The sequence below is a fragment of the Thioalkalivibrio denitrificans genome, assembly GCF_002000365.1.
Lineage (GTDB): Bacteria > Pseudomonadota > Gammaproteobacteria > Ectothiorhodospirales > Ectothiorhodospiraceae > Thioalkalivibrio_A > Thioalkalivibrio_A denitrificans.
In genome coordinates this window covers 1-20,226 of sequence record NZ_MVBK01000014.1, presented here as the reverse complement: position 1 = coordinate 20,226, position 20,226 = coordinate 1, and the positions used below count along the sequence as shown (strand labels likewise).

Genomic DNA, 20,226 nt, shown 5'->3' with positions numbered 1-20,226 from the left:
TACGGTCCACTTGTATCTAGAGCCTTCCTATGTGCGGAATTGTCGGAGCCATCGCTGAACGCAACATCGTCCCCGTCCTGATGGAGGGCCTGCGGCGGCTGGAATATCGCGGTTACGATTCCGCCGGCATCGCCGTGCGCGAGGACGACGGGCATATCGAACGCATCCGTTCCGTCGGCAAGGTGAGCGAACTGCAGGCGCGCCTCGATACGCAGCCGCTCAACGGCAGCCTCGGCATCGCTCACACCCGCTGGGCCACCCACGGCATTCCCGCCGAGCGCAACGCCCACCCGCACATGAGCGGCGAACGCGTGGCCATCGTGCACAACGGTATCATCGAGAATTACGCGGAACTGCGCGCGGAACTCAGCGCCGCCGGATATCCCTTCTCCTCCGAAACCGACACCGAGGTCATCGCCCATCTGCTGGCGCAGTGCCTCGACGAGACCGGCGAGCTGCTGGCCGCCGTCAAGCTGGCCGTGAAGAAGATGGTGGGCGCCTACGCGCTGGCCGTCGCGAGCCCCGACGAACCGGACCGCATCATCGTCGCGCGCCTGGGCAGCCCGCTGGTCATCGGTGTGGGCGTGGGCGAAAACTTCATTGCCTCCGACGTCTTTGCGCTGCTGCCCGTCACCCAGCGCTTCGCCTTCCTGGAGGAGGGCGACATCGCCGAGATCCGGCGCGACTCGGTGCGCGTGTTCGACACCGACGGCAACGCCGCCGAGCGCCCGTTGCGCGAATCCACCCTCTCCGCGGCCACCGCCGAGAAGGGCCCCTACCGCCACTACATGCTCAAGGAGATCTTCGAGCAGCCGGGCGTGATCGCCGAGACCCTGGAGGGGCGCATCTACAAGGGCCGGCTGCTGGAGGAGAGTTTCGGCCACGAGGCCACGCGCCTCCTGGACGCCGCGAAGGGCGTGCACATCATCGCCTGTGGCACGAGCTTTCATGCGGGACTGGTCGCGCGCTACTGGCTGGAGGAGATCGGCGTGCCCTGCAGCGTGGAAGTGGCCAGCGAGTTCCGCTACCGCAGAGTGGTGGTGCCGCCCGAAACGCTGTTTGTCACGATCTCCCAGTCCGGTGAGACGGCGGACACCCTGGCAGCCCTTCGCGCCTCGAAGAAGATGGGTTATCTCGGCAGTCTGTGCGTGTGCAACGTCCCCGAAAGCTCGTTGGTGCGCGAGTCCGATGTGGCGGTCATGACCCGCGCCGGCCCCGAGATCGGCGTCGCCTCCACCAAGGCCTTCACCACCCAGCTGGTCGCCCTGCGCCTGATCACGCTCGCGCTCGCCCGCCGCACCGGCATGGACCGGGCGCGGGAAAAGGAACTGGTCGAGGAGCTGGAATCCCTGCCCCGCCAGGTGGAAGTGGCGCTGTCCCTGAGCGAGCCCATCGAGCAGATGGCCAACGCGTTTGCCGAGAAGACCCACGCCCTGTTCCTCGGCCGCGGCAGCTTCTACCCCGTGGCCATGGAGGGCGCGCTGAAGCTGAAGGAGATCTCCTACATCCACGCCGAGGCCTACCCGGCCGGTGAACTCAAACACGGTCCGCTCGCCCTGGTGGATGCCGATATGCCCGTCATCTGCGCCCTGCCCGACGACCCGCTGCTGGAGAAGGTGCTGTCCAACCTCCAGGAAGTCCGTGCCCGCGGCGGCGAACTGTTCCTCTTCAGCGACCAGCGCATCCGCATCGACCTGGACCACTACCACAGCCTCACCCTGGCCGACATCTGCCCCAGCACCGCGCCGATCGTCTATACCGTCCCGCTGCAACTGCTGGCCTACCACACGGCGGTGCTCAAGGGGACGGACGTGGACCAGCCGAGGAACCTGGCGAAGTCAGTCACGGTGGAGTAGCGCTGTTATCAGGTCATTCCCAACTCCCGAACCACGGCAATCGACCGAACATGCCTGTCGATGTTGATTGCGGCTTCCGTTGAGAGCGGCAGGTCCGCCCTGCGCGCCGGCCAGATATCGAGGAATGCCTGAACCGTCTCCCGCGCGGCATCCAGAACGGGCTTCTTCGGCAATCCCGCCCTGGCTGCAAGATACTGCAGTTCATCGACCCCAAGCTCGGCCATCCTTTTGGTTCGGGCGTACTTCAGGGCCATGGTGCCGTCAGCGATGTAGGGGATCGTGGAAACAAAGTCATATCCCGGCGCGAGCGCCGGTGTGCGGCCATCGGGATAGATCAGTGACCAGTTCTTCAGATGCATGTCGGCATTGCCGATCAGCGTGTTGAATACAAGGCGGCGGATGAATTCGGTGATGCCCGGCTCCCCGATCTCCGCCCAGATCACCTGCGCGATGTTGCGGTAACTGGCCTTCCCGTACTTGTCGTCCGGATAGACGTTGAAGACCTGGGCAAAGTCCTCCACATGGATGGGTGTGCCATCCGTACTCCGATCGAACCGCCTGACTGCGAGGGCCTGCCCGCCGAGCCTCTCCATGCCTTCGGGCAGGTTGCCTATCTGTTCCACCGGGTGAAGTGCAATCTCGGGAATGTCCATCCCGATTTCGTGCGCAAGGCTCATCATGGCGAACTCGTTCTCGGGGACACGATCGAACGTCGCGGAAGGCAGCTTGACGATCCAGGCCCCACCGACACCCTGGGAGGGAATCGTCAGCCCGCCCGTCGCGCCCATCACCGCCGAGAACTTGAGCTGCACGCCGGCGAGAGAAAAGCGCAACGCCTGTTCGCCATCCGGAGCCTTGCCTTCATCCCCTTCCTCCCTGTCCGGCCAGGATTGACCCTCGGCCGGCCGGACGCTGACCGCGCCGGGCAGATCACGTCCGAGCACCCAAAGCAGGAAGAACTCCCGCTGTGGCTTCACACCGGCGCGTGCGGCGAGGTAGTCGCGCATGGGCCCTTCGGGCAGGAGGTTGGAAAAAAACGGCGGCAGCCTGGTCTGCCGGACCGGCGTATCCGTGATGAGGTTGCCGAACTCATCCTTGAAGGAGAGGCTCAGCGTGGGCCGGTCCGGATCGTCAATATAGGCCTGCGAGAAGGCAAAGAGATTGCGGTCATGCCCGACCTGTGTGAGCGTTCCAATCCGGCGGCCGTGCAAGAAGACATCGAGAACCGAGACCTCAGCCATCGCCTTGCCCCTCGTCCTCGTCCAGGCGATAGGCCGGTGCGGGTGATTCAGAAACCCGCGATGGGTCGGCGCGCTGCGCGTGCCCGACTCCGCGGATCATGCTCTGAACGGCCGGCACGAGCCCGCGCGGGATCAGCATCGGTTCGAGGTCGAGCACCCGTGCAAACTCCATAAGGCTGGAGATCCTGATATCGATCCGACCGTTCTCGATCTTCGAGATGTGGCTCTGGGGCATGCCCACTTTCTCAGCCAGCGCGCGCTGGCTGAGCCGCCTGCGCAGCCGTGCCGCCTTCAGCTGGCGGGCGAGTTCCTCAATGTTGTAGTCCATATGATATGCCCCACTATATTGCCTGCTTAAGACGATATCGCATGATATATCACATGGAGTCACGTGGGGCAGCGCCGATATATGAGAATATATCGCACCGCCCACCGTATGTGCTTTGGAATATAATCGGCAATCGTGTCACAGCTCTGCCCGGCCGGCGAACTCGAGCATGACCCGCTGGTAATCGCCGACATGCCCGTCATCTGCGCCCTGCCCGACAACCCGCCGCCGGAGAGGATGCCCTTTAGCTCGCAGACCGAACCACACTTCTACCTCGGCCGCCCATCTACGTGCTGTGACGAGCGTAGGAGCGGCGACCCCGCCGCGAACCGCCCGGACCCGATTGACCTCCGCCTTCGGCCCGAGGTCGGGCCTCCTGCATCCGGGCAACAAACCGCGCCTGCGCCGTGGTTAGGTTATTCTGTCGAGTCAGGATCAGGCTATTCTGCGAGGGCTTCTCGGAAGAGGTGGCTTCACATGAAAGCGAAGCAGTCAGTGATTGCAACCGACGACCAAGCCGAGCCGCCACGCTCTGCCCTGCGCAAGAGGAGCCACGCCATGGCAGCCACGACCAGACGCACCACAATCCGTTTCGACCAAGGGCTCCACGAGGCCCTGCGCCTGAAGGCGGCCCAAACTCACCGCTCGATCTCTGCCATCGTCACTGATGCGGCACGGGTGGCGCTGCTCGAAGATGAGGAAGACCTGGCGGCCTTTGACGAGCGAGGAGCGGAGCCCGTATTGACCTACGAGGATCTGGTCAACGAACTGAAGGTACATAGCAAGTTGTAGGCTTGCCCTCCGAAGTCCGTTGTCAAAGACCTGCGGCGCATTATCAACGGTGATGTCACGCCGATATTCTACAGGCCGCCAGCGCACCACCCCGGCCTGCCCGCAGGAAGAGCTGTGGATCCGCCAATGAATTTGACGAGGCCGGAGTAACGGAAACTGGTAACGGACATGACGACCACTAGAAAGCGACCTTGGACCCGTCACGAACTCCTTATAGCGTTCGGCCTCTATTGCCAGATCCCATTCGGCAAGCTCCACAAGGAGAACGCGGAGGTCAAGCGGTTTGCCGCGCTACTGCGCAGGACGCCGTCCGCACTGGCTATGAAACTTACCAACATCGCAAGCCTCGATCCGGCAATTACGGCAACCGGTCGTAAAGGTCTCCCGGGGGCATCGGCGGCAGACCGCAGTATGTGGCAGGAGATGCAGAGCGACTGGAGTCGGTTCGCGGCCGAGTCAGAGGCAGCCATTACGGCCGTTATGCGGGACGCGGAACCCGACGCTTCCGCAGTGGATCATGAGCAGGAAGAACCCGACTACCGCGGAAGGGATGCTGCTGTACAAACCACGGCTAGGGTCGGTCAGGGGTTCTTTCGAAAAGCGGTACTCAGTGCCTACAACTACCGGTGTTGCATCACGGGGCTTGCTGTGCGGGAACTGCTGATCGCCAGCCACATCGTTCCTTGGCGACACGACGAATCAAACCGGCTCAATCCAAGGAACGGATTGGCGCTTTCTGCTCTCCATGACCGCGCGTTTGACCTCGGACTCATAACCCTAGATGAGAATATGAGTGTTCAAGTTTGCTGTAAGGAAGCAAATGCCGGCGATGCTTTCTACGTGGATGCACTCCTACGGTATGAGGGCCGCCAGATCACGCTGCCCGAAAAGTTCCCTCCTGAAGAGCGGTTCCTTGCATACCATCGAAGCCATGTATTCCTTCATTCCATGTAAATTCGGCCAGCCAACGCCTTCTCGTCAGGATTCTCGAATACTGGACTGGACCTTATTCGCGTTGAGGGCTCGTTATCGTGCAATCGAAAGGCCGATCAGATGAGCTCTGGGAGAGGGTTTTCCGGTACTATCCATGTCGTAGTTGTCTCAGACCAGCGGACTTCTTCTATGCTTCAACCACCATATGACTGCGGTCGAACCCATGAATGTGGTCGCTGATTGCCCGTTCTGCACTTTGAATCCGGAGCGGATCGTATCAGATGATGATCTCGTGATCGTTATACGGGATGGTTATCCGGTCTCACCTGGCCACACTCTCATCATCCCAAAACGGCATGTAAAGTCGATCTTTGAAGCAACAGCCGCAGAACGCGAAGCCCTTCTGCAAGCGCTTGATGAAGAGAAAAGTGTGCTCGATAAAGAGTTCAGCCCCGCCGCGTATAACATCGGTATTAATGACGGGTTGGCGGCGGGTCAGACTGTTCCGCACCTTCACATCCACCTTATCCCCCGTTTCGAGGGAGACTGTGATGATCCCCGCGGCGGAGTTCGCTGGATATTCCCTGACAAGGCGAGGTACTGGCGCGACTAACCTATGGCGAGACCGACTGAACGTGAACAGATTGGGTTCCTGAGAAATCTGCAGCGTCTTCTTGCGGAAGGGAACTTCGTCGCCACCTATAAGTACGCCTTGTTGCTGGCCCTGGCCGATATTGCCGTAGAGCATGGTGCTGATTCGGATGACGAGTTGAGAGTGCCGCTCGAAGTTATCGCCGAAAAGTTCATTCAGTACTACTGGCCGCAATCGCGACCGTTTCCTCGTACATCTCCCGCTCAAGTCTTGCAGCAAAATACCGGCCAACAAGCCGCCATCATCAACGCCATTGTCAAAGTTCAGAATGCCAACAGTGGTAGCCTGGCCAGGATACGAAGCCAGCCGAACGTTTGGGCGCGGTTGGTCCGTAAAGTTGCCGCCGTGATCAAAGAAATGCCTCTGTGGCGACTTCAGCTGATCGGCGACAAGCCCAGCATATTTCTCTACCCGCATTCTCTGGAAGACAATGCTATTCGGCTGCTTCCAGGCGTCGCGTACAATTTTCGCGCGTTTCACCCTTTGATCACAAACATGATACAGGGTGCCTGGATTGCCGCAGTGAGGCGCCTGGACCGGAACCAGCCAATTCTGGGTCAGCGTGTCGATCTTGTAGAGTTCATGTTCGGCAGCGAACGGCAGAACCTCGCCGCCTACAGACAGCTACTACTGGAGATCGACGGTCCACGGTGCTTTTACTGTGAACGACAGCTTCGTGCAGCGCCCGACGTTGATCACTTCATCCCGCGTGCCCGTTATCCCGTCGATTTGGGACACAATTTCGTGCTCGCGCACCCAAGCTGTAACCGTGCGAAGTCCGATCACCTCGCGGCCTTAGATCATTTACAACGGTGGCGCTACCGGAACGAGCATCAGGATGGTGAACTAGCTGAGGCGTTTGACAGGCGAGGCCTATTGCATGACCGCGATGCCAGTTATCAGATTGCCAGATGGGCATATGCTCAGGCTGATCTGCAAAACGGTCTTCTCTGGAAACAAGGCAGCGAACTGACCAGCCTTTCGCCTGCTTGGCGGGCCATTCTCAGCGCATAGCCAGGTCTCCGATTTCCTCGAGAACCCGGGGCAGCTCAGACCACGTTCTCCACGCCAATTCCCGCAGCCAGAAGCGGGGAAGAAACCGTGGTCTCACCCCGGTTCGCGTCCCGGTAATAGCTGCGCATGGTGCAAGTAGTCAGAAACTGCGTGCGCTACGTCTCCTGGAAGGACCGCAAGGCGGTGTGCCGGGGCCTGCGCCAGATCTACCATAGCCCCACTGCCGAGCAGGCCGAGGTGCAGCTCGCTGCCTTAGAGGCCGCCTGGGGCGAGCGCGATCCCAGCATTGGGCCGATCTGGCGCCGGCACTGGGCGCAGGTGATGCCCGCTGTTTGATTATCCGCCCGAGATCCGCAAGGTGACCTACACCACCAACGCCATCGAATCGCTACACAGCGTCACTCGCAAGGCCACCAAGAACCGGCGTGTCTTCCCCAGCGATGCCTCGGCGAAGAAGGTGCTATTCTTGGCCGTGCAGAGCGTCTCAAAGCGCTGGACCGGGCCATCCAGAACCGGAAGGCCGCCATGCATCGATTCGAAATCGAACATGGCGGGCGAATCCGCGATGCTCAGAGATAGGCGCCTATCCAAGACGAATTACACACTCGCGAGACGTTCACACCCTTACCCCTTGGCCCTTTTTCCAAATGAGCATCAAGCAGAATCCCTTCTCGATATATGACTTTCTCGGCTACTTCACGCCTGGTGCGGTCTTTATTTATGGCGTACTTCTTGCCGTCGGCCACATAGACCCTGATCACACCCCCTTCTCCTATGTTGAGAGGTTTCTCGGGTTCAATAGAGCTGAAGCGTATATCCCATTCATCTTGTTTGCCTACGTTATCGGTCACTTTCTGAGTTTTGTCTCGTCCATATCAGTAGAGCGCTATGCAATCTGGGCGCACGGATACCCATCGAAGTATTTGCTAGGCTCCGAACATCCGCGATACTTCCACGCCGAGGGGAAGCCCGTCCTTAGATTCAGCATCAGGCTGGTGGTGGCTATATTGCTAGCTCCTATATCCATTCTAGACTGGGCTTTAGGGAAGAAAATTGGGTTAACTGAATTGTATGCAAAGCCGTTGGACCCGTTGCTTTGCGAGGTTCTAAACAAGCGAATTGAGAGCCTGATCGACCAACATGCAGTCGTCACCGACCGCAGTGATCACGGTTTTCCGAGTGATGTTGATTTCTTTAGATATGCCTATCATTACGCGGTGGAGAATGCACCAAACCATATGGAGAAGATGCAGAACTACGTGGCTTTGTATGGCTTCCTAAGGACTCTGACTCTAATTTCTCTCCTCTTGTTCTGGGCCATTCTTTGGCACTCACTACTATCTAGTATCCCCTTGGCGTACATCGCCATTTGGTTAAGCACATCCGCAATCGTAACGTACTTGTTCTTTATGGGATTCGTGAAGTTCTATAGGCGATTCTCCTTGGAGGCACTTATGGCGATGGCTGTAACCTTCCATCCCAGGCGTACTCGCGACGCCCCGGCAGAATGATTCCTCTTTAAGTATCAGCGGCCGTCCTCTTACGCCTTATGCACCACGATAAGAAACGCCGATCCCGAGTTCCGACTCGTGGGCTCGACGGAGCAAGAAATGGGAATCCGTTCAATGACCCCTGAGCGCAGGGTTCCGGATTCCGCCTCCATAGTCGTCGTGGATCTTTGCCCACCAGACAGCGCAAAATTAGGGTCAGAGAAGATCTGAGACGCCGGAAGCATATCCTGATTTCTCAACTCAAGGAGAAATCTGGGGACGATGTTTCTATCAAAGTTAACAAAGAGAGGCCAGCTCCTTAATAGGGCTTCAGTCTGTGACTTCCAGGTTCCGATCCCAATCCCGAAGTTTCTAAGCGCTGGGAGGTTGCGGCTATCGTCATCTGGCGGTAGAAGTCGGAGCCGATTAATCATCACCTCACGTGATACCCCGAACCATCTGCGAGCCTTGGAAATGTCGGTGACCGACAGGGTCCGTCGAAACGAGGAAAGGTAGTTCTTAAGAGACTTGGCAGAGCATAGGAGCAGGGGCGAGAATCGTTCTGTTTCCGCCTCTATCGCTTCAACAACGTCACTCCCGTTTTTACGACCAACTGCTGCTCCCCTTAGTCGCATACCAAACTCCGAGGGCCTAAAGGCCAAAGAGTGCACGAGCTCATGCGCCACGGTATTTCGTAGACGACTCGGCAGCGGATCATTCGCGCTTTCTTGCTGCACGTCCTGTTCATTGAAAGCGTAGGTCTCACTGTCTAACAAGACCACCCATTTATCCCCACCGAACCGCCTCGCGTGCTCTGGATTCACCGACGCGAGCATCCCTTCCACCAACATAGGGTGGGCAACTAGTTTCGCTTGAAAGCGGTCCAGGAGGTTCCTGATAGGTACAAATCCCGACCCATCCGCCGCCGCATTACCGATTCCGGTGCAGACCTTGGCGAACTGTTCTAGGTCGGATCGTGACAACATGGAGATAGGTCGCTTGCGGAACTATGCGACTCAACTACGAACCTTCTCTGCGAGATTCTCGATCTTTCTAAGTTTTCGCTCTGTAAAAGGATCCCGCTCTCGGTTGAACTGAGCGCTCAATCCAGGGATAGTGGACAAATCATACCGCTGTAAGGCCTCTAGGATCATCCCGCGTTCTTCTGGGGTGCGAGACTCATTCCTAGAAATGAAATCACGGTGGTGACTTCGTATCTTGCCACGTTCCAGTGCCGGAATGTACTGACTGAATATCAGGCGACAGCGTCTACGAAATTCAACCTTGGACACAGACGGGAGTGAGGCTTTGCGTGACGCAGCAAAACCCGTGCTACTCTTTGCCGGATCATTACCAACACTGTCTTCGGCAGACGCCGGCAGCGGCGCATCGGCGCCCTCAAAAGCCAATCGTGCATAGGGATTCTGTAAGCGGCTGAGATAATCACGCTCCTTCTGACTAAGTTCGACATGCGTAACGTGCTCAAGGTGATCGCTCCCGTCTTCTGTATGCCCTGTCCCTAACCAAGCATACGGGTTCCGGAGACGCTCAACATACCGACGGCGAGTTTCGGGGACACCGTCGGCCCCTCTGCCAAGCCGAGGGGTTTGGCGATGCTTATGCATATTGTCATCATGGTTTTTCACGTATGACATGCTACGCCCTGTGGCAATCATGATCAACGATCCGGAAGGATAATGGGGTCAGACCAGGGCAACTGGCGGATTAGTATGATGAAGAGCTCGCTTCACGCTCCACTTTGCACCTAAGCCGCCACCTGCTTCTGATCCTCAATGATGAGGCCGCGACCCAGGACCGATAGGGCCGCCACGACGCCATCCAGCCGGGAGGCGTGGTCTGGATCCACGAGGCGGCGGACCGCGGCTTCGGACACCCTCAGGCGGCTGGCCAGGGCCACATTGGAGACCCCTTCTTCACGCATGGCGACACGCAAGGCCAGTTTGGCGGCCACAAGCGGTGCTACGGGCACCAGGTACTGGCCCCGCTTCGCCTTCGAGGGCCGGGGCAACTCTTTTCCTTCGAGCACGTAGCCTGCCAGGGCGGCACCCAGTGCCTCGCTCATTTCTTTCAAGGCTTCCTGCTGGTTTGCACCGTCGGCGATCGCCTCCGGCACATCCGTGGCGACAGCGACATGGCGACCATCCTCATCCGGTTCGATCGCTACGGGGTAGACGTAACGCATTTGTATGGCTCCTAGCAGGCTGTTGAAAAAGTCTCCGGTGGATGCCAGGCAAGGCGGAAAGCGGCGAAAAAGCGCAGTGTACATGCGAGTACATGAGCATTTTGAGCCGCTTTCCAACGCAGCATGGCGCCGCCCGAGAGTTATTCAACAGCCTGCTAGAGTTCGTGGGGAGCGATTCCGAGTTACATACACATGGCCTTCAGGAGTCCTCTTCCGATTTCCTTCCGGCGGTCCTTCAATGTCGTGAAGCGATCGCCATAGTAGAGGCGACCATGACTGCCCTTTCCATGAGGCTCGAATCGGACGTCGGTTCCTGACCGGCGTCCGAGGCGCTTCACGCGCTTCTCGAACTCGAATCCATTCATGCGTTCAGTGTCGTACAGATATGTACGATATGCAATCGCCGGTATTGGGGAGGCCTGGGGTCGGACCACGGCAACATCTTAATCCCTCGGCCGGACGCCCCCGGGGAGGTCCCTCTTTCAAGGCCTTGGCGTACAGCTGGAACGTGACACCTGGCAGCGGAGCGAGTCGTGCGCCACACTTTTCAGATCAGGACATAGAGGTAAGGTTATGGCATCCAACGAGAACGAGGTCCGGGTCGGTGCACAGGGTCGGGTGGTCATACCGGCGGCGCTGCGCAAGGCCTTGAAACTGAAGCCCGGGGAACGGCTGGTGGCCCGCAAGGTGGGGGAAAGCCTGGTCCTTGAACGACGGGAGGCCGTGGAGCGGCGGCTTCGCGAACGGTTCAAGCATATCCCCAAGGGCGTGAGCCTGGCTGATGAACTGATTGCCGAGCGGCGCGCCGAGGCGGCCGCAGAGGCCGGGGATGCATGAGCGTTGTGCTCGATGCTTCCGCCCTGCCGGCCTTTCTGCACGAGTAGCCGGGGAGTGACCCGGTGGCTCATGCCCTGGAGGGTGCCAGTGTCTCGGCCGTGAACAGGTCAGAGGTGCTGCAGAAGTCCCTGCATCGGAAAGTTGAAATCGAGGGCATGCGGCAGGAGTTCATCGAGGTGGGTGTCTCCTTCGAGCCATTCACGCCACAGCAGGCGGAGACCGCCGCGCGTCTCTGGCCCCGAACCCGGCGTCACGGCCTGTCGCTGGCTGACCGCGCCTGTCTGGCATTGGCGATGGACAAGGCCCTGCCGGTTCTGACCGCAGATCGCGCGTGGAGTGAGCTTGCACTGGATATCGAGATCCGGGTGGTGCGTTGAAGCTCATTTTTCCCTGGTTTTCTGCGCTGACACTGGCACGATTGAATCGGTGGGATACTCTTCCACATGCTCAAGGAGAACGGAAGAGAACGGGGTGGGACCACGGCAACATCTTGATCCCTCGGGCGAACGCCGTGTTTTCGGGCTGCAATTCCCGCTTAGAAGGCCATTTTCGGGGACGAAGGTGGCGCTCTAACGCCCACGAGGTCCGGTGGGCGCCGCAATAGTGGATGATGCAATGGGACATCCACGCCGTTGAGGTTATGGATGTCCCGTTCCTGCATTGCTTCCCGGTTCTGGACGAGGCGTGTTGCGTGGCGCCGCAATACGCCTGTAGGTTATGCCGGATTTGTCACCTCCACGGATGGTCCACAATGAAGGCCAAGGATCTGATCAAACGCATTGAGGCAGACGGCTGGGTTCAGGTGCGGCAGCGCGGCAGCCACCGACAGTTCAGGCACCCCCTGAAGCCGGGAACCGTGACGGTAGCCGGAAAGCCTGGTGTTGATGTCCCTCCCGGCACACTGAATAATGTGTTGAAACAGGCGGGATTGAAGAAGTAGGAGGCTTTCATGCGCTATACCGTGATCCTCGAGAAAGGACCCACGAGCTGGGGCGCGTATGTACCGGATCTGCCGGGATGCGTCGCCGCCGGCGAGACCAGGGAGGAGGTCCTGGAGCTTATCCGCCAAGCCATCGAATTCCATCTGGAAGGCCTGAGGCAGGAGGGTCTGCCCGTACCTGAACCGCACTCCTATGGTGAGGTGGTTGAGGTGGACGCCGCGTAGCCGTGTGTAGTGTTCACTCAACAGCTGCAGGTCGGATCGCGGCAACATAGCGATATTCGGGCAAGCGGTTCCGTTCTCGGCTGGAAGACAATTACGGCCTTGCGGTGCCTGCTCATAGGGCGTTCGCTTCGTGCTGGCGCCTCATCGACTGCCAGGATGTCCGCCGGGTCGGCCAGGTGCCTACCCGGCGATTCCCTCTACCGTAAGATGCCGCACGTCGGTTCGCTGACTCGCTCGGACACGGCTGCCGGCATTTCCTGCCCCCGGGATTCCCCGGCTATCATTTCGGCACCCGCTGCTTCCAGGGGCGTCTTCACGCAAAGCCAATCCTAAATCGCCGCCGCGGCGGCCTTCACCAAATGGGTAACCTGATCATGGACCGGACCATCAACCCCGAAACACTGAAAGCCGAACTCGCCGACAAGTACATCCTGGATGTGCGCCGCGTGGCTGACCGCGACGCCTCGACGGAACAGCTCGCGGGCGCGGCCTGGAAGGATCCGGAGAAGCTCGCCGAGTGGGCCGACCAGTTGCCCCGCGATCGCGATATCGTCCTGTATTGCGTGCGCGGCGGCTCTGTTTCGAACAGCGTGCTGGATGCGCTGCAGGCACGGGGCCTCAAGGCCCGCTTCATCGAGGGCGGCATCGAAGGCTGGAAGGCGGCCGGCGGTGAGGTGGTTGCCAGGGGCTAAGCGGCCCGTCCGTGAAGCTCCCGCAGGATGGGGGCGGCGGCCCGATTCGCTCCGCCATACCCGGGAAGAAGCGCGCCGTAGGTCGGCCTTCAGGCCGACAGCGCAAACGCTGTCAGTCGGGCTGAAGCCCGACCTACAGTCCAGCCCGGACAGCGGCTTCCGCCGGTAAGAGGGAGGCCCGGGGTCGGACCACGGCAACATACTGATATCTTGGGCGAACGCCCAGTTTTCGGGCTGCGGTTTCCGCTTAGAGGCCCATCTCCCGGGGCGAAAATGGCGTTCTAACGCCCACGAGGTTCAGTGTCCCGAGATCCGCCACGCGCCCACTTGCACTCAAGCTGCCACCTGCTTGTGATCCTCGAGACGGCCTTGCGACGGTTGCTCAGGAAGAATCCGCCCCTTTCACCGAACACCCGGCGACAGACCACGGTTTCTCCCAAGGCATGGTCTGTCGCCGGGATTAGCCGGATATGCCCGGATCACTGCGGTGTGATGATGTAGGACCCCCGTCCGTTGAAGCTGGAGTCGGTGCCTCCGAACACGGTGAACGAGATGCTGACCTGGACGCCGTGCCCCTCCAGCCGGTAGCCGACGCCCACCTCGCCCTCGTCGGCCTCGGGCAGCGGGTCGGCATGCATCACCTCCCAGCCGTGTTCGGTGATGCCCTGGGTGAAGTCTTCATGGACCTCCCGGAGGGTGTCGCTCAGGCGGACGGTGAAGGTGATCTCGGGATCGTAATGCTGGACAGAGCCCGGATTGAGCCCCTCCGGGACCGGCAGCACCGAGGCCAGGCCGTCGGGCAGCTCGAGGCCGCGATCGGCGGCGGTGGGAATGCCGCCCTCGGCGGCTGTCGACTCGGCATTGCCGTTGCCGCCGCAGGCGGCCGTGAGCAGGGCCGCCAAGGCGACGAGTGCGAATATGTGAAATGGGGTTGGTGTTCGCCTGGACGTCATTTCAAAGTCTCCTCGTTGTTGTGCCGCCATTGAAGCTCATGCCGCCGACGTAGCCCTGGCGCCGGCGGTGGGCTGTCTCAGGCACTGATTGCAACCGGCGGGTTGTCCCGTGCCTGGCGGGCCCTGCGCTCTCTCCCCGCGGCGGATCGGGGCCTATCCCGCTTGTCTCAGCAGGGACAGCATAACCGGAGAACGGCCATGGTTTCCTGCCCCTGCCTGCTGCGGGAAGGTCTGCGGCAAGCGGGAATGACAAGGGGCAGGCCACGGTATTTGCTTGCCCGCTCCCGGTCAGCCCGGACAGTGCACCTGTGCGGACGGCGGCTTCCGCCGGTAACGCGCCCCGCCATCACCCCTGCGTCCCCGGGGTCTGCGACACGCGCCATAAACCGTGCGTCTTGCCGATTCGGTCCACCTCCTGCTGGAAGAGATCCACGAAGCGCTGCTGAAATCGGCGCACGTACTTCTGCTTCGGCCACGCGATGCGGGTGACCTCCCAGGGAAACAGGTGGCGCAGGTCCCGCCTGCCCAGATCCGCATCCTGGTCGGGCTGGAAGGCGAGGTCGGCGATGATGCCGATGCCCATGCCTTCGCGCACGTAGGTCTTGATCACGTCCGTGTCTGCGGCGCTCAGCACCACCTTCGGCTGCAGGCCCACCTTGGCGAAGCTGGTGCTGAAGGTGCGCCGGCCCGTGAACCCGAATACGTAAGTGATGAGCGGGTATTCGCACAGGGCCTCCAGCGAGACCGGCTTGCGCGCAAGCACCGGGTGGTCGTGGGGGGCGATCAGGCAGCGGTTCCAGCGATAGGCGGGGAAGGCGGCGAGGTCAGGGTTGTCGCCGATGGCTTCGGTGCAGATGGCCAGATCGATGCGGTCGGCGAGCGCCATCTCCACGAGCTGCGCGGGCGTGGCCTGGTGGATCTGCACTTCCACGTCGGGGTAGGTGGCAGTGAAGACTCTCAACACGGGCGGCAGCACATAGCGGGCCTGGGTGTGCGTGGTCCCGATGCGCAGCACGCCGCTGGACTCCTCCACGTGATCCTGACCGATGGCCTGGATACTGGCAGTCGCTGCCAGCACGTTGCGTGCGTGGCGCACCACCTCTTCGCCCGCCCCGGTCAGACCCACCAGCCGCTTGCCCTGGCGCAGGAAGAGTGGCGTGCCCACTTCCTCCTCCAAATGGCGCAGGTGTTGAGACACGGCGGGTTGCACAAGGTGCAGCGCCTGAGCGGCGCGGGTGACGCTCAATCCCCCGTCCACCAGTGCGATCAGGGAGCGCAGTTGCCGTAGTTCCATATCATAGCCAGTGATAGACACACATAAACTATTATTTCACTTGATATGCGAAAGGGGAAATACTCACCTCAGGTCTTACCCCAAATCACCCTGCGCGCCTAAGCCGCGCACGACCGAGGTGGCACCATGGCAACAACCGCACTGCACACAACCGACCGCCTCCGCGCCGAGGCGCCGGAGGCCCTGGAGGCACTCTTCGACGAGAGCGGCTTTCTGAGAGACCCCGCGCTCTGGACTGAGGAACTGGCCGAGAGACTGGCCTGGGAGGCGGGCCTCGGTGCGCTTACGGAACCCCACTGGCGGGTCATCCGATATCTCCGCGCCAGGTTCCATGCCCTGGGCGGCATCCCGAGCATGCACCGGGTCTGCCGGGACACGGGCCTTTCCCGAGAGGCGATCCATCAACTCTTTGGCAGCTGCTTTCGCGTTTGGCGCATCGCGGGGCTGCCCGACCCGGGCGAGGAGGCGAAGGCGTACATGTAGGGGGTCGACCCGCACAGTTCATCAGGGGGGCCGCCGTCCCGGCGCGATGATTGCGGCCTCCCGACCTGTCTCGCTTGCCTGCAGGCCAGGCTTCAGCCCGACGAGCGATGCCTGACAGGCCGCGGCTGTCGGCCTGAAGGCCGACCTACAGCGACGCCTCTCCTCCCGGAGGCGGCGCGAGACAGGCCGGGAGACCACAGTCATATGCGTCCCGGCAAAAAAATCCTCCGTCCCCATTTCTGTTCCAGGCCAGGCTTCAGCCCGACGAGCGATGCCTGACCAGGCCGCGGCTGTCGGCCTGAAGGCGGACCTACAGCGACGCCTCTCCTCCCAGAGGTGGCGCGAGACAGGCCGGGAGACCACAGTCATTTGCGTCCCAGGAAAAATTCCTCCGTCCCCATTTCTGTTCCCACGAGCAAGAAAGGGGACGGAGGGATTTATTCCGTGGTCAAGAGTTAATCCCTCCGTCCCCTTTTTGGCTGAAGTTCTCTTCACCGCCTTGCCAACCCGGAAGGCGACTACCTGTCGGGAAGTTTCGGCAACCCGGGCCGGTTCGTGACCCTCACCGGCAACCGGCGGGGCAACGTCGATACGGCATACTCCCGGGTTCCGCCCTGCCCGGGTTCGACGCCCGGCTGACCTGTGCCAAGTGGGTTAGCGATCCGAGATCGGGACGTAGTCGCGCTTGCCCGGTCCGTTGTAGAGCGTGAGGGGGCGGATGAGGATGTTGCTCTGCAGCTGCTCGATGCACTGGATCACCCAGCCGGGGACGCGGCCGATGGCGAAGATGGGGACGTAGAGGTCCATGGGGATGCCGTGCAGCTTGTAGATAACGCCTGAGTAGAAGTCCACGTTCACGTTCAGGCCGTGGCGCGAGTAGGGTTTCATGGCCTCGACCACGGACTGCAGGATCTCGTACCACTCGGGTGAGCCCATCTCCTCGCTGAGCGTGCGCACGCCCTCGCGCAGATGGCGCGCGCGCGGATCCTCGGCGCGGTAGACCCGGTGGCCGAAACCCATCACGGGCTCGCGCGCCTTTCGCTTCGCCTTGACATAGTCGGCCGCTTTTTCGGGGCTTCCGATCTCCTGTACCATCTTCATGACGTCCTCGGCGGCGCCGCCGTGGGCGGGGCCTGCCAGCGTCGAGATGGCGGTGACGATGGCGCCGTGCAGGTTGGCCTGGGTGCCGACGGTCACACGTGCGGCGAAGCTCGAGGCGTTGGAGCCGTGCTCGGCGTGCAGGATGAAGTCGACGTCCGCGAGACGCGCGGCGTCCTCCGAGGGTTTCTTGCCCTTGAGCATCCACAGCCAGTTGGCGGCGTGCCCCAGCTCGGGGTCGGGGGCGACAGGCTCGCGGCCGTTGCGGATCTGCTCATGGGCCGCGACGATCATCGGCACCTGGCTGGTGAGGCGGATGCCGTTGGCGATAAACGCCTCGTCACTCACCCGGCGGCTGTCGGGCTCCAGTGCCGCTAGGGCTGAAACGGCGGTACGCAGCACATCCATGGGGTGGCCGTCCTTTGTGGCGGCGATGATATCGTAGACCTGCTGCGGCAGTTGCCGGGCGCCCTTCAGGCGGGCGTCAAATTCGGCCAGTTCTGTTTCGTTGGGCAGTTCGCCGTGGATGAGCAGATAGGCCACTTCCTCGAAGGTGGACTGCGTGGCGAGGTCGTGAATGGAATAGCCGCGATACAGCAGTTCGCCCTTTGAGCCGTCGATGTGCGAGACGCCGGAGCGCTCGAAGTAGATGCCCTTGAGTCCGCGGTTGATCTTGACGTCTTCGCTCATGACTGGCTCCTGTATGAAATGGTGGAGGGTTTCATGCCGGTTCTGGAGAATGCCTTCTCCCTGACGCGTGAACGCATGCGCGAAGGCCGTGCCCGCGTCGTCTTCCCGGAGATCGATGAGCCCCGGGTCGCCGAGGCTGCCGAGCGCATGCGCGAGCAGGGCCTGTGCGAACCGCTTGCCCTGGCCGAGCCCTCGGATGCGCATGTGGCCGTACTCGTCGAGGCGCGCGGCATGAAGGAAGGCATCGCGCGCCGCATGCTCGCCAAACCCCTGTACCTGGGCGCCGCCATGGTGGCGGCGGGCGAGGCGGATGCCATGGTGGCGGGCGCCGACAGCCCGACGAAACGGGTCATCGAGGCCGCGGGCATCGCCATCGGCCTCTCGGAGGGTGTGCGCACGCCCTCTTCGTTCTTCCTCATGGTATTCCCGGACGGGCGCGAGATGGTCTTCGCCGACTGCGCGCTGAACGTGTTGCCGGACGCCGACGAGCTGGCCGATATCGCCAAGTCCTCCGAGGCGTCGGCGAGAGCGCTGCTCGGGTCGGCGCGCGTGGCGCTGTTGTCGTATTCCACGGGCACGTCGGGCGCCGGCGAGAGCGTGGACCGGGTGCGCGCGGCCGCCGAGGCCACGGGTTTCACGGGCCCCGTGCAGGCCGATGCGGCGCTCAACCCGCGCATTGCCGAAAAGAAAGGCGTCGGCGCGGGGGACGCCAATGTGCTGGTCTTCCCGTCTCTGGATGCGGGCAACATCGCGTACAAACTCTGTCAGGAGCTGGGCGGTGCCCAGGCCGTTGGCCCGTTCCTTCAGGGGTTTCGCCGACCCGTGTGTGATCTGAGCCGGGGCGCGACGGTGGACGACATCGTTGCGGCTACCGCCGTCACCGTGTCCATGGGATAGGGTGCCTGAACGACCGGATCGATCAGGCTTATGCCCTATACAAGAGGATAATTCCCGCCCGCCTGTCCGTCCACTGGCCCGGGAGCCCGTCATCGATCGTTGCATGAAGCATCCCGTGCGCCCCGTGCAGCCTGACCCGGATGCCTCAAGTTGATACCCTGTTGGCCAGTTCCGCCTTCGGGCGGTGGATCGGGCACAGGCGGACCACAACCTTGCGGCGACTCCTGGCAATCATACTGGCCTCCATTCTGGTGGCGCCGATGATTCCCTCGGCGCTACAGGCCGACGAGTACCTCACCCCTGTCCGCGTGCAACTCAAGTGGTTCCACCAGTTCCAGTTCGCGGGCTTCTACGCGGCCGTGGAACAGGGCTACTTCCGTGAAGCCGGGCTGGACGTGACGCTCCTGGAGGGCGGACCCCACGTCAATCCGACGCAGGAGGTTCTGGATGGCCGGGCGGAGTTCGGGGTCGGGACGTCCGGGCTGCTGATCACCCGCAGCCGTGGCCTGCCGGTGGTGGCGGTGGCCGCGATCTTTCAGCATTCCCCCTACATCCTCATCGCGCGCGACGACCCGGAGATCACGTCGCCTCGGGATCTGGAGGGCAGGACCATCATGGTGGAGCCCTACTCCGAGGAGCTGCTCGCCTACCTGCACCGGGAGGGCGTGGACTCCGACCGCATCAACATGATCGAGCACACCGGGGATCCGCTGGAGGTGGTGGACGGGGAGGTGGTGGGCATGACCGCCTACCTGACCACCGAGCCGTTCTTTCTCGCCCGCGCCGGCGAGACGTACCGTGTCTTCGATCCCAAAGTGGCGGGCATCGACTTCTATGGCGATACGCTGTTCACCATGGAGGACTACGCCGAACGGAACAACAACCTCGTCGTCGCATTTCGCGAGGCGCTGGTGCGGGGCTGGACTTATGCCTTCAATCACCAGGAGGAGATCATTGCTTTAATCGAGCGAGAGTACTCGCCGGAATCCGGACGGGATTTCCTGCGTTTCGAGGCGGACAACATCCGGCGATTGCTGATCCCCGACCTCATCGAGATCGGCTACATGAACCCGGCCCGCTGGGCGACGATCGCGCAGGAGTTCGAGGCCGCGGGCCTGATGCAGAGGCCGGTGGACATCGATGCCTTCATGTTCCACCCTGCGGAGCCTGCCGACTGGCGCTGGCTCCTCTACACCCTGCTGATCAGCGGACTGGTCATGGCGCTGAGCGCCATCGTGCTGTTGAAGTTTTATTCGCTCAATCGCGCGCTGCGCGCCGAGGTGCATTCGCGCAAGCTGCTGGAGGTGGAGCTTCGCGAGCGCGCGCTCACCGATCCCGTGACCGGCACGCTCAATCGCCACGGCTTCCTGGAGGCCATGGCGCGTGAGATGGAGCGCGCCGCACGGCACGATGCGCCGCTGTCACTCCTGGAACTGGATCTGGACCATTTCAAGCGCATCAACGACACCCATGGTCATGCCGCAGGCGATCGCATTCTCAATTTCGTGGGCGCCATCTGTCGTGCAGAGACCCGGGGCATCGACATCACCGCCCGCATCGGCGGAGAGGAATTCATGATCACCCTGCCGGACACCGATTCGGGCGGTG

The 20,226-nt window shown here is 61.5% G+C and carries 19 protein-coding genes and 2 pseudogenes; 15 read left to right on the top strand and 6 right to left on the bottom strand.

Features of this window, described 5'->3' with window-relative positions:
• The first annotated feature begins 29 nt into the window (after positions 1-29).
• A complete protein-coding gene (gene glmS, locus B1C78_RS02500) occupies positions 30-1,856 on the top strand; it encodes a glutamine--fructose-6-phosphate transaminase (isomerizing) (RefSeq protein WP_077277562.1) in 1,827 nt (608 codons plus the stop codon).
• A gap of 8 nt (positions 1,857-1,864) precedes the next feature.
• On the opposite strand, the gene B1C78_RS02495 is transcribed toward glmS, so the two are convergent.
• Positions 1,865-3,097 (bottom strand): type II toxin-antitoxin system HipA family toxin, encoded by a 1,233-nt coding sequence (locus tag B1C78_RS02495; RefSeq protein ID WP_077277561.1) that lies wholly within the window; start codon positions 3,095-3,097, stop codon positions 1,865-1,867.
• Positions 3,090-3,425 (bottom strand): helix-turn-helix domain-containing protein, encoded by a 336-nt coding sequence (locus tag B1C78_RS02490; RefSeq protein ID WP_077277560.1) that lies wholly within the window; start codon positions 3,423-3,425, stop codon positions 3,090-3,092. Before B1C78_RS02490 ends, B1C78_RS02495 begins: the two co-directional genes overlap by 8 nt.
• 558 nt (positions 3,426-3,983) lie before the next feature.
• On the opposite strand from B1C78_RS02490, the gene B1C78_RS02485 reads away from it, so the two are divergent.
• From B1C78_RS02485 to B1C78_RS02460, 6 genes and pseudogenes are all read left to right on the top strand, one after another.
• Positions 3,984-4,217 carry a CopG family transcriptional regulator gene (locus B1C78_RS02485; RefSeq protein WP_077277585.1) on the top strand — a complete coding sequence of 78 codons (234 nt, stop codon included), beginning with the start codon at positions 3,984-3,986 and terminating at the stop codon, positions 4,215-4,217.
• Positions 4,218-4,385: 168 nt separating this feature from the next.
• Positions 4,386-5,171 (top strand): HNH endonuclease, encoded by a 786-nt coding sequence (locus tag B1C78_RS02480; protein WP_077277559.1) that lies wholly within the window; start codon positions 4,386-4,388, stop codon positions 5,169-5,171.
• Between the two features lie 184 nt (positions 5,172-5,355).
• The gene (locus B1C78_RS02475; protein WP_245795277.1) at positions 5,356-5,763 is read left to right on the top strand and encodes an HIT family protein; all 408 of its coding nucleotides are present in this window, start codon (positions 5,356-5,358) and stop codon (positions 5,761-5,763) included.
• A 3-nt stretch (positions 5,764-5,766) separates the two neighbouring features.
• Positions 5,767-6,816 (top strand): HNH endonuclease, encoded by a 1,050-nt coding sequence (locus tag B1C78_RS02470; protein WP_077277558.1) that lies wholly within the window; start codon positions 5,767-5,769, stop codon positions 6,814-6,816.
• 120 nt (positions 6,817-6,936) lie between these two features.
• Positions 6,937-7,395: pseudogene (locus B1C78_RS18030) on the top strand (transposase); the annotation flags it as partial.
• Positions 7,396-7,463: 68 nt separating this feature from the next.
• Complete coding sequence (locus B1C78_RS02460) at positions 7,464-8,327, top strand: hypothetical protein (RefSeq protein ID WP_077277557.1); 864 nt, start codon at positions 7,464-7,466, stop codon at positions 8,325-8,327.
• Between the two features lie 1,744 nt (positions 8,328-10,071).
• Here the strand turns inward: B1C78_RS02460 and B1C78_RS02455 are convergent.
• Complete coding sequence (locus B1C78_RS02455; protein WP_077277556.1) at positions 10,072-10,509, bottom strand: type II toxin-antitoxin system HicB family antitoxin; 438 nt, start codon at positions 10,507-10,509, stop codon at positions 10,072-10,074.
• Positions 10,510-11,082: 573 nt separating this feature from the next.
• Here B1C78_RS02455 and B1C78_RS02445 point away from each other — a divergent pair.
• From B1C78_RS02445 to B1C78_RS02425, 5 genes and pseudogenes are all read left to right on the top strand, one after another.
• Complete coding sequence (locus tag B1C78_RS02445) at positions 11,083-11,346, top strand: AbrB/MazE/SpoVT family DNA-binding domain-containing protein (protein WP_077277554.1); 264 nt, start codon at positions 11,083-11,085, stop codon at positions 11,344-11,346.
• Positions 11,343-11,723, top strand: a pseudogene (locus B1C78_RS02440) (PIN domain-containing protein). Before B1C78_RS02445 ends, B1C78_RS02440 begins: the two are co-directional and overlap by 4 nt.
• A 374-nt stretch (positions 11,724-12,097) precedes the next feature.
• Positions 12,098-12,286 carry a type II toxin-antitoxin system HicA family toxin gene (locus tag B1C78_RS02435; protein ID WP_077277583.1) on the top strand — a complete coding sequence of 63 codons (189 nt, stop codon included), beginning with the start codon at positions 12,098-12,100 and terminating at the stop codon, positions 12,284-12,286.
• Positions 12,287-12,295: 9 nt separating this feature from the next.
• Positions 12,296-12,511, top strand: a complete 216-nt coding sequence (locus B1C78_RS02430; protein ID WP_077277553.1) for a type II toxin-antitoxin system HicB family antitoxin — start codon at positions 12,296-12,298, stop codon at positions 12,509-12,511.
• A 374-nt stretch (positions 12,512-12,885) separates the two neighbouring features.
• Positions 12,886-13,203, top strand: coding sequence for a rhodanese-like domain-containing protein (locus tag B1C78_RS02425; protein WP_077277552.1), 318 nt, complete (start codon positions 12,886-12,888; stop codon positions 13,201-13,203).
• A 479-nt stretch (positions 13,204-13,682) separates the two neighbouring features.
• On the opposite strand, the gene B1C78_RS02420 is transcribed toward B1C78_RS02425, so the two are convergent.
• Together B1C78_RS02420 and B1C78_RS02415 are read right to left on the bottom strand one after the other, a co-directional pair.
• Positions 13,683-14,156: a hypothetical protein gene (locus tag B1C78_RS02420; protein WP_139349779.1), complete on the bottom strand. Its 474-nt coding sequence runs from the start codon at positions 14,154-14,156 to the stop codon at positions 13,683-13,685.
• Positions 14,157-14,502: 346 nt separating this feature from the next.
• Entirely contained in the window at positions 14,503-15,450 is a 948-nt protein-coding gene (locus tag B1C78_RS02415) for a LysR substrate-binding domain-containing protein (protein WP_077277550.1), read from the bottom strand.
• Positions 15,451-15,576: 126 nt separating this feature from the next.
• Here B1C78_RS02415 and B1C78_RS02410 point away from each other — a divergent pair, with 126 nt between their 5' ends.
• On the top strand, positions 15,577-15,933 hold the full coding sequence (locus B1C78_RS02410; RefSeq protein WP_077277549.1) for a TusE/DsrC/DsvC family sulfur relay protein: 357 nt from the start codon (positions 15,577-15,579) through the stop codon (positions 15,931-15,933).
• 654 nt (positions 15,934-16,587) lie between these two features.
• Here B1C78_RS02410 and B1C78_RS02405 read toward each other — a convergent pair.
• Positions 16,588-17,721 (bottom strand): citrate synthase, encoded by a 1,134-nt coding sequence (locus B1C78_RS02405; protein ID WP_077277548.1) that lies wholly within the window; start codon positions 17,719-17,721, stop codon positions 16,588-16,590.
• A 33-nt stretch (positions 17,722-17,754) separates the two neighbouring features.
• On the opposite strand from B1C78_RS02405, the gene B1C78_RS02400 reads away from it, so the two are divergent.
• Both B1C78_RS02400 and B1C78_RS02395 read left to right on the top strand, forming a co-directional pair.
• Positions 17,755-18,618 (top strand): phosphate acyltransferase, encoded by an 864-nt coding sequence (locus B1C78_RS02400; RefSeq protein ID WP_077277582.1) that lies wholly within the window; start codon positions 17,755-17,757, stop codon positions 18,616-18,618.
• 212 nt (positions 18,619-18,830) lie between these two features.
• On the top strand, positions 18,831-20,226 hold a 1,396-nt coding region (locus B1C78_RS02395; protein WP_175628207.1), incomplete at its 3' end, for a GGDEF domain-containing protein.